This is a genomic window from Streptococcus sp. 400_SSPC, assembly GCF_001072745.1.
GTDB lineage: Bacteria > Bacillota > Bacilli > Lactobacillales > Streptococcaceae > Streptococcus > Streptococcus xiaochunlingii.
The window spans coordinates 1-15,202 of sequence record NZ_JVIQ01000058.1 but is presented as its reverse complement, the minus strand read 5'-3'; the positions used below and the strand labels follow the sequence as shown (position 1 = coordinate 15,202).

Below are 15,202 nucleotides of genomic sequence, written 5' to 3'. Positions count from 1 at the left end.
GTTGGCCAATTATTTGCGAATTATATAGTGAAAGGAGGAAATATGGTTCAAGAAATTGCACAATCCATAATTCGAATGGCATCGAATGCCGAAGCTCAGGATATTTATTTTGTTCCTCGATCGTCAGACTATCAGCTCTTTTTAAGGGTTGGGGATGAGCGACGCTTTATCGAGACCTATTCACAAGAACAAATGGTAGCGGTCGTCAGCCATTTTAAGTTTATGGCAGGGATGAATGTGGGGGAAAGGCGCCGGAGTCAATTGGGCTCCTGTGACTATTCTCTAGGGGATAAGGTCTTGTCCTTACGTTTGTCTACTGTGGGAGACTATAGGGGATATGAGAGTTTGGTCATTCGCCTGCTCCACAATGAGGACCGAGAGCTCCGTTTCTGGTTCGACCAACTTCAAGAGCTAGAAGAGAAGGTGAGTAAGCGGGGGCTCTACTTATTTGCAGGTCCAGTCGGATCGGGGAAGACGACACTGATGCATGCCCTGGCCAAGAAGAAATTTTCAGGGCAACAAGTCATGTCAATTGAAGATCCCGTAGAAATTAAGCAGGAAGAGATGCTGCAACTGCAACTCAATGAAGCGATTGGCATGACCTATGATAGCTTGATTAAACTGTCTTTGCGTCATCGCCCAGATCTCCTCCTCATCGGGGAAATCCGTGACACGGAGACAGCTCGCGCAGTTATTCGGGCTAGTCTGACAGGTGTGACAGTCTTTTCCACCATCCATGCCAAGAGCATTCCTGGGGTTTATGAACGCCTATTGGAGTTGGGGGTGAGTGAGGAGGAGTTACGGATTGTCCTTCAAGGGATATGTTACCAGCGTTTGATAAAGGGAGGAGGTGTCACTGACTTTGCCATCCAAGATTACCAAAACCACTCCAGTCAAAAGTGGAACCAGCAAATGGACGCGCTTTATGAAGCGGGACATATTGAGCTGGATCAGGCGCAAGCCGAAAAAATTATCGATTGCTAAGCAAGAACATGTCATTGAGCTCTTTCACAATCTCTACAGTAGTGGCTTTCATCTATCAGAGGTCATCGACTTTCTTCGGCGCAGTCAATTGGTAGAAGCCAATTTTGTTGAAAGAATGCAAGCTGGACTTGCCAACGGAAAGCCCCTGTCAGCCATTCTCTCTGATCTAGGTTTCTCCGATCAGGTAACGACTCAATTGGCACTGGCAGAGCAGCATGGAAATGTTACCTTAAGTTTGGAAAAAATCCGTAGCTACTTGGAAAATCTGACCCAGGTTCGAAAGAAACTAGTTGAGGTGGCGACCTATCCCGTGCTCTTGTTGGGATTTTTGATCTTGATTATGCTGGGGCTGAAAAATTATCTCTTGCCTCAGTTGGAGAGTCAAAATGGGGCGACACGACTGATCAGTGTTTTTCCCCAGTATGTTTTGTTAGGGAGTGTGGTGTTGACGATTGGAGTTTTGATGCTCCTTTTCCTAGGCCGTCGTGCCAAGCGGCTGGCCCTGGTTTCATCTTTGGCTAGACTTCCTTTTCTTCGCCCCTTCCTACAGGATTATCTGACAGCTTTTTATGCTCGAGAATGGGGAAGTATGATTGCCCAAGGGTTGGAGCTGAATCAAATTTTTCCTATGATGCAGGGACAACGTTCCCGTCTCTTTCGAGAGATTGGACAGGATTTGGAAGTAGCCTTAGCTCGGGGGACTTCTTTTTCTGATCATATTCAGACGTATCCTTTCTTTAAACGAGAGATGGCCCTCATGATTGAATATGGGGAGGCCAAGTCCAAGCTCGGTAGTGAGTTGGAAATCTATGCAGACAAGACCTGGGCAGGCTTTTTCCATCGTTTGAACAAGGCCATGAATGTCGTCCAACCACTGGTCTTTGTCTTTGTCGCCCTTATGATTGTTTTACTCTATGCAGCCATGTTGCTGCCGATCTATGAAAATTTGGAGGTTCCTTTATGAAATCATTGCGTACACTCAAGGTAAAAGCTTTTACTCTGATTGAAATGTTAGTTGTTTTGCTCATTATCAGCGTTCTTCTCTTGCTCTTTGTTCCGAATTTGACCAAGCAGAAAGATTCAGTAACGGATACAGGAAATCGAGCAGTCGTCAAAGTCGTGGAGAGCCAGGCCGAGCTCTATGAACTCAATCATCAGAATGAAAAAGCTAGTCTTTCTAAGCTAGTCGCAGAAGGACAAATCACTCAAAAACAAGCAGAAGCCTACCGTGCTCACTATGTGAAGAATGCAGGTGATCACCGTGCGGTTGCAGATTAAGGCTTTCACCCTTCTAGAGAGCTTACTAACTCTAGGTATCGTCAGTCTTCTATGTTGGCTGTTAGCTGGGTCAGTCCATCAAGCCTTTGGGCAGGTAGAAGAAACATTGTTTTTCTCGGAATTTGAACGGGTTTATCAGGAGACGCAAAAGATGAGTATTGCAAAAGAGGAGAGAACTCTCCTTTCCATCGACCATGGTGGGGTTCATAGTCCCTATCAAGAATTGCCGCTTCCAAAAGGGGTGGAAGTGATTAAAGAGAAGCAACTGACCTTTGATCCAGCAGGAGGCAATTCAAGCTTGACCAAGATTCAATTTCAGACAGAGAAAGAGGTGGTGACCTATCAGTTGGCAATTGGGAATGGAAAAATTAAGAAATCGACGGCTCCCCGCTAGTCTCTTGTTAGAAGGACTAATCGCCCTAGCGATGTTTGGTGTCCTCACGACCCTTGTGCTGGGAGAGTTAGGGGACTCGCGACAGCAGCGCTTAGAAGAGTTGAGACAAGGAGAAGTCTTGCGAGTCGCAAAAATGGCGATCCAGACCAGGCAGGATCAATTGACCATTAACCAGGTCAGTGTTCAAGTAGAGAAATCGGCCAAGTCCTTAAAGGTCTATCATGAAGGAAAGGTTGTGATTGCTGTTGAAAAGAAATAAACTGCCAGCCTTTACTTTACTGGAGGCCTTGGTTGCCTTGCTCGTTATCAGTGGTGGTTTATTGGTGTTTCAAGGATTGACAAGCCTCTTGCGTCAAGAACTCCAGTACCAAAGCCACATCAAGCAAGAGGAGTGGCTTCTCTTTCAGGACCAGCTGGACATTGAATTATCTCGTAGTCAATTTGAAGAGGTCAGAGACAACAAACTCTATCTTGTTCAGGATCAAAAACCCATAGCCATTGGACTGGCTAAGGGAGGAGATATCCGAAAGACAGATGCGACTGGCCGTGGCTACCAACCGATGATAGATGGAGTTGAATCCGCCTGGATTGAAAAAAGAGGGGATCTGGTGTCTATTCAGCTACGCTTTGAAGAAGGATTAGAAAGGGAGGTGGTCTACCGTGTGGTGGAAAAGGATAAAAAAGAAGCAGATTGAGGCCGGGATCCTTCTTTATGCCCTTTTTATGTCGGCGGTTTTTAGTCTCTTGCTTCAGTTTTACCTGAACAGACAAGTGGCAGAGAGACGGATCCTCCTTGCTAGTCAGCACCGGATCCAGGCTTATGCGCAAGCTCAATTGGCGATTGATACTTGGGATCGGGAAGAAAAAACCATAACCTTCTCAACTGGTCGAGTCGATTTGGAAGAAAAATCGGGCTTTGCCAACGTAACGAGTCACTTACAAGATGGGGGAAGCTATCATTTCACCTTTGCTCTACCTCCTCGTGAAAAGAAAAAAACCGACAAGAAGGAAAAGGAGAAGCAGGCTCCAGATTCGGCCACAGACCACCCGACCACGACTGAGGAAGAGAAGCCTCAGGCCTTCGAAAAGCATAGCGAAAACTCTTAAAATTTGATATGATTAAGAGATGGAGGAAAGCATGAATTTCGAAAAAATTGAGAAAGCCTACGGCTACCTATTAGAGAATACCCAAACTATCCAAAATGATTTGCAGACCAACTTTTATGATGCTCTAGTTGAGCAGAATGCCATCTATCTGGATGGGCAAACAGAGTTGACTCTAGTGAAGGAAAACAACCAGCGCCTGAAGGACTTGAACTTAAACAAGGAAGAGTGGCGTCGTTCCTTCCAGTATCTTTTGATGAAGGCTGCCCAAACAGAGCCCCTACAGGCCAATCACCAATTTACGCCAGATGGGATTGGATTTCTTCTGGTCTTCCTAGTGGATCAGTTGGCGAGTTCCGATCAAGTAGATGTGCTAGAAATGGGGAGTGGAACAGGGAACTTGGCCCAAACCTTGATGAACAACTGTCAGCGTTCCTTAGATTATTTGGGCTTGGAAATTGATGATCTCTTGATTGACCTTGCGGCTAGTATGGCAGAAGTGATGAAGGCGGATGTGAATTTTGCCCAAGGTGATGCCATTCGTCCACAAGTTTTGAAAGAGAGCGATGTGATTATCAGCGATTTACCTGTCGGTTATTATCCAGATGATGCCATTGCGAGTCGTTACCAGGTCGCTTCCCCTCAGGGCCACACCTATGCCCATCATTTATTGATTGAACAATCGCTAAAATACTTAAAACCAGGTGGCGTCGCTATTTTTCTAGCTCCGAATGATCTCTTGACGAGCGAGCAGAGTCCTCTGCTGAAACAATGGATGCAGGATCATGCTCAGGTCTTGGCCATGGTGACCTTGCCAGAGAACCTCTTTCGATCAGCCAATCTAGCAAAAACCATCTTTGTTTTCCGCAAGCAAGAAGAAGCGGTGGTCCAACCATTTGTCTATCCTTTGACTGATTTGCAAGACCAGGAAGACCTCATGAAATTCCGTGAAAGTTTTCAAAACTGGAATAAAGAAAGTGAAATTTAAACAAAATTTTGCTATAATAGGAGTGAAAACGCTTAAAGAGGTAAAAAAATGACGAAAACAATTGCAATTAATGCAGGTAGTTCAAGTTTGAAATGGCAATTATACCAAATGCCAGAAGAAACAGTTTTGGCAAAAGGGCTCATCGAGAGAATTGGACTTAAAGATTCCATTTCGACAGTAAAATTTGACGGTCGAGCGGAAAAACAGGTTTTAGATATCGAGAACCACACACAAGCGGTTAAAATCCTTCTCGATGATTTGATTCGTTTCGATATTATTTCTTCCTACGATGAAATCACTGGAGTAGGGCACCGTGTCGTTGCAGGTGGCGAGTACTTCAAAGAGTCTGCTCTTGTAGATGAAGAAGTCATTCAAAAGGTTGAGGAACTTTCTTTGTTGGCCCCATTGCACAACCCTGCCAACGCTGCTGGGATCCGTGCCTTTAAAGAATTGTTACCAGATATTACCAGCGTTGTTGTATTTGATACCTCTTTCCATACAACAATGCCTGAAAAAGCTTATCGTTATCCTCTTCCAACTAAGTACTATACAGAAAACAAGGTTCGTAAATATGGGGCTCACGGGACCAGCCATGAGTATGTAGCCCACGAAGCTGCGAAGCTTCTTGGAAAACCAATCGAAGAGTTGAAATTAATCACCTGCCACATTGGGAATGGAGCTTCTATTACAGCGGTAGACAAAGGGATTTCTGTCGATACGTCTATGGGCTTCACACCACTTGGTGGCATCATGATGGGAACACGTACAGGGGATATTGACCCTGCTATTATTCCTTACTTGATGGAGCACACAGAGGACTTCAACAGTCCAGAAGATATTAGTCGTATCTTGAACCGTGAATCTGGTCTTCTAGGGGTGTCTGAGCTTTCTAGTGATATGCGCGATATCCACGAAGCCATGCGCAGTGGAAACGACAAGGCACTTTTGGCCAACGACATTTTTGTCGACCGTATTAAGAAATACATCGGTCAATACTTTGCTGTCTTGAATGGAGCAGACGCCATCATCTTTACAGCTGGTATCGGGGAAAATTCTAAAACGATCCGTGGACAAGTCATTGACGGCTTAACTTGGTTTGGTTGTGAGCTTGATCCAGAAAAGAATGTCTTTGGTGCAGAAGGCGATATTTCAACAGCGGATGCTAAAGTGAGAGTCTTGGTCATCCCAACGGACGAAGAATTAGTCATTGCACGTGATGTTGAACGCTTTAAAAACAAGGGATAAGACTTTATTCTATAAAAACAAGAGAGAAGAGGCTGACTTGAAGCGCCTCTTTTTTCTCTTGTGTGACTTCTACTTGGGCTTGCCCCAGTAGCTCATCTATGCTATACTAGAAAAATAGTTTGATAATCGAGGTAAAATAATGGAAAATTGGATGGAGAAAAAATGGGTTTCAAATGGTCTGTGGTTACTAATTGGAATACCGTTATTTATAGCGACTCAACTACCCATGATCGCTTTGATCTTGGGGATTGAAAATGCTTGGTCAAATTGGACGATCAATAGTTTGGTCCTTGGGGTCACCATGCTCCTCGTCTATTTGCTTTGGTGGTTTATGAAATGGAGTCCACTTGATTCACTAGATTTTTCACGAATCAAAGGCAGAGATATTGGGCGAAATTTCCTTTATTTTCTCCTGTTGCTGGCCAATAATGCTCTTGGGGTTAACCTTCTTCGACAGTTGGGAGAGGCGACGACAGCTAACCAAGAGACCATCCAAGGGGTGGCTTCCTTGGCCCCTCAGCTGGCAATGGGTTTGCTCATTGTTGTAGTGGCACCTTTAGGAGAAGAAATTATCTGTCGTGCTGTGATTCCCCGCTTGATCTTTAAGGGGCACGAAAAAATTGGTTATTTGGTTGGGGCTCTTGTTTTTGCCTATTTACATACACCAAGTAATCTTGGTTCCTGGATTATCTATGGGGGCATGTCCCTCATCTTGACTTGGGTTGCCTACCGCTACAAACGAGTAGAATATTCGATTTTATTGCACTTTACCATGAATGCTTTTGCCTTTCTGATAACTATTCTGGTTTCTTTTCTTCCCGCTTAAAATATGGTAGAATGATAGGACCAATGGGTTTTATTCAGAAGCTTTGGTAAGCTACCAAAGAAGCATCTAGGCGCAGATAGAGACAAACTCGGAGGTTGGAAAGATTCTAACCTCTTTTCTATGCTTGGTTGGCATTTCTGTAGAAAGATGAAGGAAGATATGTCAAAGAGTGAATGGAGACAACTAGGCAAGGATAGGACACTTCTATGTGGCATCCTCAATGTCACCCCCGACTCCTTTTCAGATGGGGGGCGTTACCAAACGGTAGATAGAGCTCTCGAGCAAGCTCGAAAGTTAATAGCAGAAGGGGCAAGCATACTGGATATTGGTGGGGAGTCCACACGTCCAGGGAGTCATTTTGTGGAAATTCAGGAAGAAATCCAGCGAGTCGTGCCCGTCATTGAAGCGATTCGAGCAGAGAGTGATATCTTGATTTCGGTTGATACTTGGAAGTCAGAGGTCGCTCGTGCAGCCCTAGCAGCTGGCGCAGACTTGGTCAATGATATCACAGGCCTGCTAGGAGATCCGCAAATGGCTGGGGTGATTGCAGAAGCTCAGGCTGGAGCCATTCTTATGTTTAATCCAGTCATGGCTCGTCCTCATCATCCAAGTTCCGTCATTTTTCCGACCTTTGGTTTTGAGCCGGCCTTTTCATCAGAGGAGTTGGCGCAGTTTGAAGGTCTCTCTATCCAAGACTGCATGTGGACCTTCTTTGCTAAGAGCCTTGAGCTAGCAGAGGAGGCGGGATTGAGTCCGGATCAACTCTTCTTAGATCCTGGGATTGGTTTTGGCTTGACCAAGCGGGAAAACCTCCAACTTTTGCAGGACTTAAAAACCATTCATGCTAAGGGGTATCCAATCTTTTTAGGAGTCTCTCGGAAGCGCTTTGTGGTTAATATTCTGGAAGAAGAGGGATTTGAGACTGACCCTGAAACGAAAGAAGGATTCTACAATCAGGATTTGGCATCCAGTCATTTGACGAGTGTGGCTGCCAGCCAAGGGGTAGAAATTGTGCGTGTGCATGATATCCCCCTCCATAAGATGGCGGTAGCTATCGGTAGTGCGATCTACCAAGCCGATCAAGCGCAGGACCTTCATTTGAAACAATATCGCTAAAGAAAAGAGAAGAGATATGACAGTAGATCTCAGTTGGTTAGCTACTTATCGTTCTTCCGAGCCCCATTTTGGCTTGGAGCGAATGGAAGCCCTGCTGGCCTTGAGGGGAAACCCACACTTAGCCTGTCCTGTAATCCATCTAGCTGGGACCAATGGAAAAGGATCGACCCTAGCCCATTTACGGTCTTTACTAGAGGCGAAAGGGTTGCGGGTTGGTGTTTTCTCCTCCCCCTATCTAGTTTCCTTTCATGAGCAAATCAGTATTAATGGGCTTCCCATCTCAGATCAGGATTTAGAAACTTATCTGTCCCTCTATCAGGACTTACTTGCAAAAAACAGTTCTGATCAGACCTTGCTGGGCTTGACCGAGTTCGAGTTGCTGACCGTCCTGGCTTTTGATTATTTTGCAGCAGAAAAGCCGGATGTGGTCATTTTGGAAGTGGGCATGGGTGGTCGTCTCGATAGTACCAATGTTTGTCAGCCTATTTTGACAGCCATCACGACGATTGGCTTGGACCATGTGGCTCTCTTAGGGCCGGATTTGGCCTCCATTGCTCAAGAGAAGGCGGGAATCATCAAGGAAAAGATTCCGGTCTTGCTAGGCCGGATGGAACTGGAAGCCCAAGAAGTCATTGTGCAGCGGGCGAACTGCTTATCGGCACCAGTAGAGCTGTTAGGTCAGGACTTTTTAGTTAGCTACCAAGAGTCACTGGCAGACGGGGAAGTTTTTGGCTATCAGAGCCAGTATCGGGAAGAAATGCAACTAAAGACAGGGCTCTTGGGACTTCATCAAGTCGACAATGCTGGACTGGCCCTGGCTCTCTGCGATACCTTCTGTCAAGAAAAGGGGCTCTCTTTCTTAAGCCGAGAAGAAATCCTCCAAGCTTGGGAAGGGGTCCAGTGGCCGGGACGCCTAGAGGTTATTTCGACCCAGCCCCTCATCATTCTAGATGGCGCCCATAATCCGCATGCAGTAGCCCCTCTTGTAGCCACCATAAAAGAACGGTATGGACAGTTGGACAAACAAGTCTTGTTTACCTGTATCCAGACTAAGGCGATTGAGGAGATGCTAGAACTATGGAGCGGATTGGAAAAGAGTCAATTAACCTTGACGACCTTTGAGGATTCACGCGCCTATTCCGTGAGAGACATGCAGGAAATAGCCCATCAAAAAGGCCTGCCTTATCAAGAATGGAAGGTGTTTTTAACCCAATATCTAGAAAGAAAATTGCAACAATCTGATCTCCTCTTAGTGACGGGATCCTTGTACTTTTTGGCTCAGGTGAGAGCCTTTCTAATCGAAGAAATCAGTAGGAGATAACATGGATACAAAGAAAATTCAAGAAGCCGTGAAGATGATTATCGACGCAGTCGGTGAAGACGGAAGCCGTGAGGGCTTGCAAGAAACACCAGAACGCATTGCCAAGATGTACCAAGAGATTTTTGCAGGTCTCAACCAAACTGCGGAAGTCCACCTATCAAAATCTTTTGAGATTGTGGACAACAATATGGTGGTAGAAAAGGATATCTTCTTCCACTCGATGTGTGAACACCATTTCTTGCCCTTCTATGGCAAGGTCCACATTGCCTATATCCCAAATGGGCGCGTAGCGGGCCTCTCTAAGCTAGCTCGGACAGTGGAAGTGTACGCCAAAAAGCCTCAAATCCAGGAGCGCTTGACAGTGGAAATCGCGGATGCCTTGATGGAGTATCTGGGAGCGCAGGGAGCCCTTGTCTGGGTGGAAGCAGAGCACATGTGCATGAACATGCGTGGGGTACGCAAACCAGGGACAGCTACTGTAACGACAGCAGCGCGTGGCTTGTTAGAGACAGATAAAGACCTGAAAAACGAAGCCTATAAACTAATGGGACACTAATCCCTAGATAAACTGAGGTGACGATGGTGGATCAATTACGGATCAAAGATTTGGAAATTTATGCTTATCATGGTGTGTTTTCCGCTGAAAAGGAATTGGGGCAACGCTTTGTCCTGGATGTCTGTGTCGATTATGAGATGACAAAGTCTGCTCGGACGGGCGATTTGACGGCTTCAATCCATTATGGAATCTTAGCAGAGCAACTGACAAATTGGGTTCAAGCTGAGAAAATTGATTTGATTGAGACAGTAGCTTTTCAGCTTGTGGAGAAGATTTTTGCAACCTATGACTTTGTCAAAAAGGCTCGACTGGAGCTGAAAAAACCTTGGGCGCCAGTTCCTCTACCTTTGGATACTTGTTCGGTCACGATTGAACGAGAAAAAAGACGAGCCTTTATTGGTCTGGGAACCAATATGGGCGATAAGGGACAACAGTTGGAGACGGCTGTATCTAGACTAGAAGAAAAGGGGCTTACGATTCTCCAAACCTCTTCTCAGATTGAGACAGCACCTTGGGGAGGGGTCGAGCAGGATAGCTTCCTCAACCAAGTCGTAGAGGTCGAAACTTGGTTTACGCCCCAAGACTTGATTGAGACCTTGCTAGGAATCGAACTAGAAATGGGCCGGATTCGTGAGATCAAATGGGGACCACGGGTCATCGATTTGGATCTCCTTTATATGGAGGATTTGATCCTCTATAGTCCAGATTTGATTCTCCCTCATCCGTATGTGGCAGAACGGGCATTTGTCCTAGAATCCTTGAATGAAATTGCTCCTTACTTTGTGGATCCTGTCCAAAGAAAACAGATCCGACAACTGTGGGAGGCTGTGAAAGAAACATAAGGTAGTTGACCCTTAGGTCAACTACCTTTTTTACCTTGACAGGTTGACTGAGCAGGAGTATACTATGCATAAATAGATTAGGGGTAGGTGGGCGTCATGAAATCTTATCTTGTAAAATGGTTGATCGCGATTGTCTTGGCTGTTTTTTTCCTTTGGTTGAGTTTGGAAACGGACTTACTGCCAAAAGAAGCGTATCCCCTTCTCCTTGTCCCGATACTGATTGTGGGCCTCTATCTTTTTAAGGAGAGGTAACTCTCCATCCAATTAAACTATGAAAAATCCCCTGGGTGCCAACTGGTTCAGGCACTCAGGGGATTTTTTGTATATGGAGCTAGGACCAACGGTCTAGCCTTGCCTTTCTTTATTTGCGGTACAAGCGATCGTATTGGTAAACTGGATCCATGGTCACATGAATGCCCAGTTTGCGAAGAACGTTCTTATCTTCGTCTGTCAACATGACTGTTGAATGGGCTTCGCTCCCTTTCAATCGACCCAATTCTTGCATGGCAAGATTTGCCTCTGGATGGTTCATGGCGGTAATGGCGAGGGCGATGAGGATTTCATTTGAGTGGAGGCGAGGGTTGCGACTGCCCAAGTGGTTGATCTTCAAGCCTTGGATTGGTTTCACATATTCTGGCTCAATCAACTTGGTTTCTTTATCAATATGGGCCAATTTCTTGATGGCGTTGATGAGAACAGCTGCCGTTGGACCAAATAAGTCAGAAGTCTTACCTGTCACGGTTTCTCCGTTCGGCAATTCCAGTGCCAAGGCAGGTTCACCGGTTTCTTCCTCTTTTTGACGGGCAAGGACGGTGACTTGGCGGTCTTTTGGTGAAATGCCTAAGTCATTCATCAAGAGTTCAATTTTCTTAATAGCTCCGTTTCCGACACGCTCTGCCTTCACATCTAGAATGGTTTGGTAGTAACGGCGGATAATTTCTTGCTTAGAGGCTTCAATCGCTGCGTCATTGTCCACGATGGCAAAGCCGACCATGTTCACACCCATATCTGTTGGGGAAGCGTAAGGAGATTCTCCAAGGATGCGTTCCAACATCCGCTTCAAGACAGGGAAGATTTCGATATCCCGGTTGTAGTTGACCGTTGTTTCGCCATAGGTTTGGAGGTGGAATGGGTCAATCATATTGACATCGTCAAGGTCTGCAGTAGCAGCTTCATAGGCCAAATTCACTGGGTGATGCAAAGGCAGGTTCCAAACTGGGAAGGTTTCAAATTTAGCATAACCAGATTTGATGCCATTTAATTGGTCATGGTACATGTTGGACATACAAGTCGCCAATTTACCAGAACCAGGACCAGGAGCTGTCACGACAACGAGATTACGGCTAGTTTGAATGTAGTCGTTTTTCCCCATTCCCTCAGGAGAAATGATGTGGTCCATATCCGTTGGGTAGCCCTTGATTGGGTAGTGGAGGTAAGAGGCGATACCGTTCTTTTCCAACTGTTTGCGGAAAAGGTCTGCAGCTGGTTGACCAGCATATTGAGTGATGACGACAGAGCCGACATAGATGCCCAATTCATTGAATTTATCAATCAAGCGGAAGACCTCTTGGTCATAAGAGATTCCTAGGTCACCACGCGCTTTTGAATGCTCAATGTTATTGGCATTAATAGCAATCACAATCTCCACTTGGTCACGAAGTTCTTGGAGAAGCTTAATTTTGTTATCTGGTTCATAACCAGGAAGGACACGAGCTGCATGGAAATCTTCCAACATTTTTCCTCCAAACTCTAGGTAGAGCTTGCCATCAAATTGGTTGATGCGCTCGAGGATGTGATCGCGTTGCAAATTCAAATACTTTTCGGAACTAAAAGCTTGTTTCTTCATTTAAACCTCCAATAAAGAAGCGAGGGTGATCTTTAGCGGTGCTCCGCCTTTCACATAGGGAAAGGGGAGTGCAAAAGAACACCCGTTGCAATATTCATTCAGTATTATATCAAAAAAACCCCAAAATGGGGGTTTAAAAGAATTATTTTGGAAAAATATTAATAATTCTTAATTAAATCAACGGTTGAACGATCCAATTTTTTGACCAAGGCTTGAAGGAAGGCTTGGGCTTGAAGGAAGTCATCCATAGCGTAAAGGGTCTGGTGGGAGTGGATGTAGCGTGCGCAGACTCCGATGGTAGTAGATGGCACTCCACCGCTTCGTAAGTGGGCTACTCCAGCATCCGTTCCGCCTTTTCCACAGTAGTATTGGTACTTGATGCCGGCTTCTTCAGCGGTGGTGAGGAGGAAGTCCTTCATATTTGGCAACATGAGGTGACCTGGGTCAAAGATGCGAAGGAGGGTTCCCTCGCCGATGGCTCCTTGGCCTCCGTAGACATCTGCAGCGGGAGAACAGTCAACAGCTAGGAAGATTTCCGGATCAAACTTGGTCACAGAAGTCCCTGCACCGCGCAGTCCGACTTCTTCTTGGACAGTTGCTCCGACATAGAGCTCGTTTGCTAGGGCTTGTCCAGAGAGGGCTTGTGCCAATTCGCTGACCATCAAGACCCCATAACGGTTGTCCCAAGCTTTGGAGATGATGTTTTTCTGATTGGCTGTTAAGATTGCAGTGCTTTCAGGGACCAAGGTGTCACCTGGACGGATCCCAAAGCTCTCAGCTTCTTCTTTGTTGGCAAAGCCACCATCAAAGACAATATCTCCGATTGCGGGAAGGGCAGGACCGTTTGCGCCCCGTGTCAAATGCGGAGGAACAGATCCAGAAATGACAGGGTAGGAATGGCCATCGCGGGTCAAAAGGGTGAAACGTTGGCTGCTGACCACCATAGGGTTCCAACCACCGATTTCCACCACGCGGAAGGTGCCGTCTGCCTTGATCTCACTGACCATAAAGCCAACTTCATCCATATGGCCTGCGACCATGATGCGAGGAGCATCAGCCACTTCTGAGTGGCATACCCCAAAAATACTTCCCAAGCCGTCTGTGACCACTTCATCCACATGTGGAGTGATCTGTTTGCGTAGATAATCGCGAACAGGCGCTTCGTGGCCAGAGATGGCAGGAAGTTCTGTTACTTCTTTGATTTTAGAAAATAAATCAGTCATAAGTTACCTTCTTTCTGATTGTTATTTTATCACTTTTTTAGTTGAGATGGTAGTGGCAGTTGACGGGAATGAAAGCAGATCGTCATGATGGGGAGAACTATTCTCCTTCGTTGTCCCAGCTTGTATTTTGTGTTACAATATGAGGTATGAAAGCTAAAAAAATCATTTTATCCAGCCTTGCAGCAGCTAGTGCAAGTGCTCTTGCCCTTGGGGCCTATAAAATTGCCAAAGATCAAAAACGTCTACGGACGCAAGAAGAGTTAGTCGCAGAAGTCCGTGAGCAAATGGAGAATATGGGGAAGATTGCGACCCTTTATGTGGAACTCTATGAATCAAGCGAAGAGCGTTTGGTAGGAGGGATCGTATTTGAGGATGAGCGCCACTATCGCTTTGTCTATGAAGAGGGTCTCCTTCAGTATGAAGAGGAAAAACTATGATCATTCCACAGTCCTTAGAGGAATTAGCCCGCTACGTCGAGCAAGAAGGAAAGAAGGTTTTCTTCTTTTCAGCGGATTGGTGTGGCGATTGCCGGTATATCCAGCCCTTTTTGCCAGAGATTGAAGCAGAAAACCCTGAATTTACCTTCATTTTGGTTGACCGAGACCAGTATCTAGACCTGGCTAAGCTTTGGGATATCTATGGCATTCCGAGTTTAGTGGTCCTAGACAAGGATCGGGAACTGGGGCGTTTCGTCAATCGTGATCGCAAAACCAAGGCTCAGATTTCAGAATTTTTAGCAGGATTGAAGTAGGAGAAAGAGAAAGAATGATTGTAACCTATAATAAAGAACAAGTCGGTGATGTCTTAATGCTCACCTTGAAAAATAGTGGGGATGCCAAGTTAGCAGTCGAGCGCAAAGGCAAAGTAGCCCGTGTCTACCGTGAAGACAAGCAAGAAACAGTGGCCTGGAATATTTTTGAGGCTTCGACTTTCTTTGCCCTTGACGGCAAGGGGCAACTTTTCTTGAGTGATGAGCAAGTTGCACGCCTCAATCAAGAATTACAAGCTGAAGGATTTGCAGAGGTCTTGGTTAATGACAAGGAGCCTAAGTTTGTCGTGGGGCAAATCGTTGAAATGGTTGCTCATCCAGATAGTGACCACCTCAACATCTGCCAAGTGGCTGTTGGACTAGACAAGACGGTTCAGATCGTAGCAGGTGCACCAAATGCGCGTGAAGGCCTCAAGACAATCGTGGCTCTACCAGGTGCGATGATGCCAGATGGCAGCTTGATTTTCCCAGGAGCCCTTCGTGGAGAAAAGAGCTTTGGCATGATGTGTAGCCCACGCGAATTGCACTTGCCAAATGCACCACAAAAACGTGGTATTATTGAATTGCAGGATACAGAAGAGGTGGGAACTCCATTTGACCCCGCTCGTCACTGGCAAGGATAAGAGAGTGGGACAGAAATCCGGCCCCTCAATTGTCTTTGGATTGTCGAGCAAGACGCAGTGGTTGAGTGGGCTCTACTACGCTGATTT

19 protein-coding genes are annotated in these 15,202 nt (G+C 45.9%); 17 read left to right on the top strand and 2 right to left on the bottom strand.

The genetic code is table 11. The features are described from left to right. The first annotated feature begins 42 nt into the window (after positions 1-42). From comGA to folK, 14 genes are all read left to right on the top strand, one after another. On the top strand, positions 43-984 hold the full coding sequence (comGA, locus tag ADH49_RS07610; protein WP_048691344.1) for a competence type IV pilus ATPase ComGA: 942 nt from the start codon (positions 43-45) through the stop codon (positions 982-984). Continuing rightward, on the top strand, positions 926-1,948 hold the full coding sequence (gene comGB, locus ADH49_RS07605) for a competence type IV pilus assembly protein ComGB (protein WP_048691290.1): 1,023 nt from the start codon (positions 926-928) through the stop codon (positions 1,946-1,948). Before comGA ends, comGB begins: the two co-directional genes overlap by 59 nt. Beyond that, positions 1,945-2,262: a competence type IV pilus major pilin ComGC gene (comGC, locus tag ADH49_RS07600; RefSeq protein WP_023022076.1), complete on the top strand. Its 318-nt coding sequence runs from the start codon at positions 1,945-1,947 to the stop codon at positions 2,260-2,262. The genes comGB and comGC overlap by 4 nt, the downstream gene beginning before the upstream one ends. Further along, a complete protein-coding gene (gene comGD / locus ADH49_RS07595; protein WP_048691288.1) occupies positions 2,231-2,656 on the top strand; it encodes a competence type IV pilus minor pilin ComGD in 426 nt (141 codons plus the stop codon). Before comGC ends, comGD begins: the two co-directional genes overlap by 32 nt. Next, positions 2,622-2,915 (top strand): competence type IV pilus minor pilin ComGE, encoded by a 294-nt coding sequence (gene comGE, locus ADH49_RS07590; RefSeq protein ID WP_048691287.1) that lies wholly within the window; start codon positions 2,622-2,624, stop codon positions 2,913-2,915. The genes comGD and comGE overlap by 35 nt, the downstream gene beginning before the upstream one ends. Then, the gene (gene comGF, locus ADH49_RS07585; RefSeq protein WP_048691341.1) at positions 2,899-3,351 is read left to right on the top strand and encodes a competence type IV pilus minor pilin ComGF; all 453 of its coding nucleotides are present in this window, start codon (positions 2,899-2,901) and stop codon (positions 3,349-3,351) included. Before comGE ends, comGF begins: the two co-directional genes overlap by 17 nt. Beyond that, positions 3,317-3,763, top strand: a complete 447-nt coding sequence (gene comGG, locus ADH49_RS07580) for a competence type IV pilus minor pilin ComGG (RefSeq protein ID WP_006595132.1) — start codon at positions 3,317-3,319, stop codon at positions 3,761-3,763. Before comGF ends, comGG begins: the two co-directional genes overlap by 35 nt. 31 nt (positions 3,764-3,794) lie before the next feature. Continuing rightward, positions 3,795-4,748, top strand: a complete 954-nt coding sequence (locus tag ADH49_RS07575) for a class I SAM-dependent methyltransferase (protein ID WP_023022079.1) — start codon at positions 3,795-3,797, stop codon at positions 4,746-4,748. Between the two features lie 48 nt (positions 4,749-4,796). Next, a complete protein-coding gene (locus ADH49_RS07570) occupies positions 4,797-5,993 on the top strand; it encodes an acetate kinase (RefSeq protein ID WP_023022080.1) in 1,197 nt (398 codons plus the stop codon). A 151-nt stretch (positions 5,994-6,144) separates the two neighbouring features. Continuing rightward, a complete protein-coding gene (locus ADH49_RS07565) occupies positions 6,145-6,819 on the top strand; it encodes a CPBP family intramembrane glutamic endopeptidase (RefSeq protein ID WP_224781595.1) in 675 nt (224 codons plus the stop codon). 159 nt (positions 6,820-6,978) lie between these two features. Beyond that, on the top strand, positions 6,979-7,935 hold the full coding sequence (folP, locus tag ADH49_RS07560) for a dihydropteroate synthase (protein WP_048691285.1): 957 nt from the start codon (positions 6,979-6,981) through the stop codon (positions 7,933-7,935). 16 nt (positions 7,936-7,951) lie between these two features. After that, positions 7,952-9,256 (top strand): bifunctional folylpolyglutamate synthase/dihydrofolate synthase, encoded by a 1,305-nt coding sequence (locus tag ADH49_RS07555; protein WP_006595127.1) that lies wholly within the window; start codon positions 7,952-7,954, stop codon positions 9,254-9,256. A gap of 1 nt (position 9,257) precedes the next feature. Continuing rightward, a complete protein-coding gene (folE, locus tag ADH49_RS07550; RefSeq protein WP_006595126.1) occupies positions 9,258-9,812 on the top strand; it encodes a GTP cyclohydrolase I FolE in 555 nt (184 codons plus the stop codon). A 26-nt stretch (positions 9,813-9,838) separates the two neighbouring features. After that, complete coding sequence (folK, locus tag ADH49_RS07545; RefSeq protein WP_040803178.1) at positions 9,839-10,654, top strand: 2-amino-4-hydroxy-6-hydroxymethyldihydropteridine diphosphokinase; 816 nt, start codon at positions 9,839-9,841, stop codon at positions 10,652-10,654. Between the two features lie 361 nt (positions 10,655-11,015). Here the strand turns inward: folK and ADH49_RS07540 are convergent, their stop codons facing one another. Then, a complete protein-coding gene (locus tag ADH49_RS07540) occupies positions 11,016-12,500 on the bottom strand; it encodes a DUF1846 domain-containing protein (protein WP_006595123.1) in 1,485 nt (494 codons plus the stop codon). A gap of 158 nt (positions 12,501-12,658) precedes the next feature. Beyond that, positions 12,659-13,723: a glutamyl aminopeptidase gene (gene pepA, locus ADH49_RS07535; RefSeq protein WP_006595122.1), complete on the bottom strand. Its 1,065-nt coding sequence runs from the start codon at positions 13,721-13,723 to the stop codon at positions 12,659-12,661. Between the two features lie 146 nt (positions 13,724-13,869). On the opposite strand from pepA, the gene ADH49_RS07530 reads away from it, so the two are divergent. Genes ADH49_RS07530 through ytpR form a run of 3 tightly spaced genes read left to right on the top strand, consistent with a single transcriptional unit; the run spans position 13,870 to position 15,115 of the window. Then, positions 13,870-14,160 carry a DUF4651 domain-containing protein gene (locus ADH49_RS07530; RefSeq protein WP_006595121.1) on the top strand — a complete coding sequence of 97 codons (291 nt, stop codon included), beginning with the start codon at positions 13,870-13,872 and terminating at the stop codon, positions 14,158-14,160. After that, positions 14,157-14,474 carry a thioredoxin family protein gene (locus tag ADH49_RS07525; protein ID WP_006595120.1) on the top strand — a complete coding sequence of 106 codons (318 nt, stop codon included), beginning with the start codon at positions 14,157-14,159 and terminating at the stop codon, positions 14,472-14,474. The genes ADH49_RS07530 and ADH49_RS07525 overlap by 4 nt, the downstream gene beginning before the upstream one ends. Positions 14,475-14,488: 14 nt before the next feature. Beyond that, entirely contained in the window at positions 14,489-15,115 is a 627-nt protein-coding gene (gene ytpR, locus ADH49_RS07520) for a YtpR family tRNA-binding protein (RefSeq protein WP_006595119.1), read from the top strand. The last annotated feature ends 87 nt before the right edge of the window (positions 15,116-15,202 follow it).

Bases quoted from the DNA above. Each gene is read 5' to 3' on its own strand.
- comGA (WP_048691344.1), top strand. From the start codon at position 43: ATGGTTCAAGAAATTGCACAATCCATAATTCGAATGGCATCGAATGCC.
- comGB (WP_048691290.1), top strand. From the start codon at position 926: ATGAAGCGGGACATATTGAGCTGGATCAGGCGCAAGCCGAAAAAATTA.
- comGC (WP_023022076.1), top strand. From the start codon at position 1,945: ATGAAATCATTGCGTACACTCAAGGTAAAAGCTTTTACTCTGATTGAA.
- comGD (WP_048691288.1), top strand. From the start codon at position 2,231: ATGCAGGTGATCACCGTGCGGTTGCAGATTAAGGCTTTCACCCTTCTA.
- comGE (WP_048691287.1), top strand. From the start codon at position 2,622: ATGGAAAAATTAAGAAATCGACGGCTCCCCGCTAGTCTCTTGTTAGAA.
- ADH49_RS07575 (WP_023022079.1), top strand. From the start codon at position 3,795: ATGAATTTCGAAAAAATTGAGAAAGCCTACGGCTACCTATTAGAGAAT.
- ADH49_RS07570 (WP_023022080.1), top strand. From the start codon at position 4,797: ATGACGAAAACAATTGCAATTAATGCAGGTAGTTCAAGTTTGAAATGG.
- ADH49_RS07565 (WP_224781595.1), top strand. From the start codon at position 6,145: ATGGAGAAAAAATGGGTTTCAAATGGTCTGTGGTTACTAATTGGAATA.
- folP (WP_048691285.1), top strand. From the start codon at position 6,979: ATGTCAAAGAGTGAATGGAGACAACTAGGCAAGGATAGGACACTTCTA.
- ADH49_RS07555 (WP_006595127.1), top strand. From the start codon at position 7,952: ATGACAGTAGATCTCAGTTGGTTAGCTACTTATCGTTCTTCCGAGCCC.
- folE (WP_006595126.1), top strand. From the start codon at position 9,258: ATGGATACAAAGAAAATTCAAGAAGCCGTGAAGATGATTATCGACGCA.
- ADH49_RS07540 (WP_006595123.1), bottom strand. From the start codon at position 12,500: ATGAAGAAACAAGCTTTTAGTTCCGAAAAGTATTTGAATTTGCAACGC.
- pepA (WP_006595122.1), bottom strand. From the start codon at position 13,723: ATGACTGATTTATTTTCTAAAATCAAAGAAGTAACAGAACTTCCTGCC.
- ADH49_RS07530 (WP_006595121.1), top strand. From the start codon at position 13,870: ATGAAAGCTAAAAAAATCATTTTATCCAGCCTTGCAGCAGCTAGTGCA.
- ADH49_RS07525 (WP_006595120.1), top strand. From the start codon at position 14,157: ATGATCATTCCACAGTCCTTAGAGGAATTAGCCCGCTACGTCGAGCAA.
- ytpR (WP_006595119.1), top strand. From the start codon at position 14,489: ATGATTGTAACCTATAATAAAGAACAAGTCGGTGATGTCTTAATGCTC.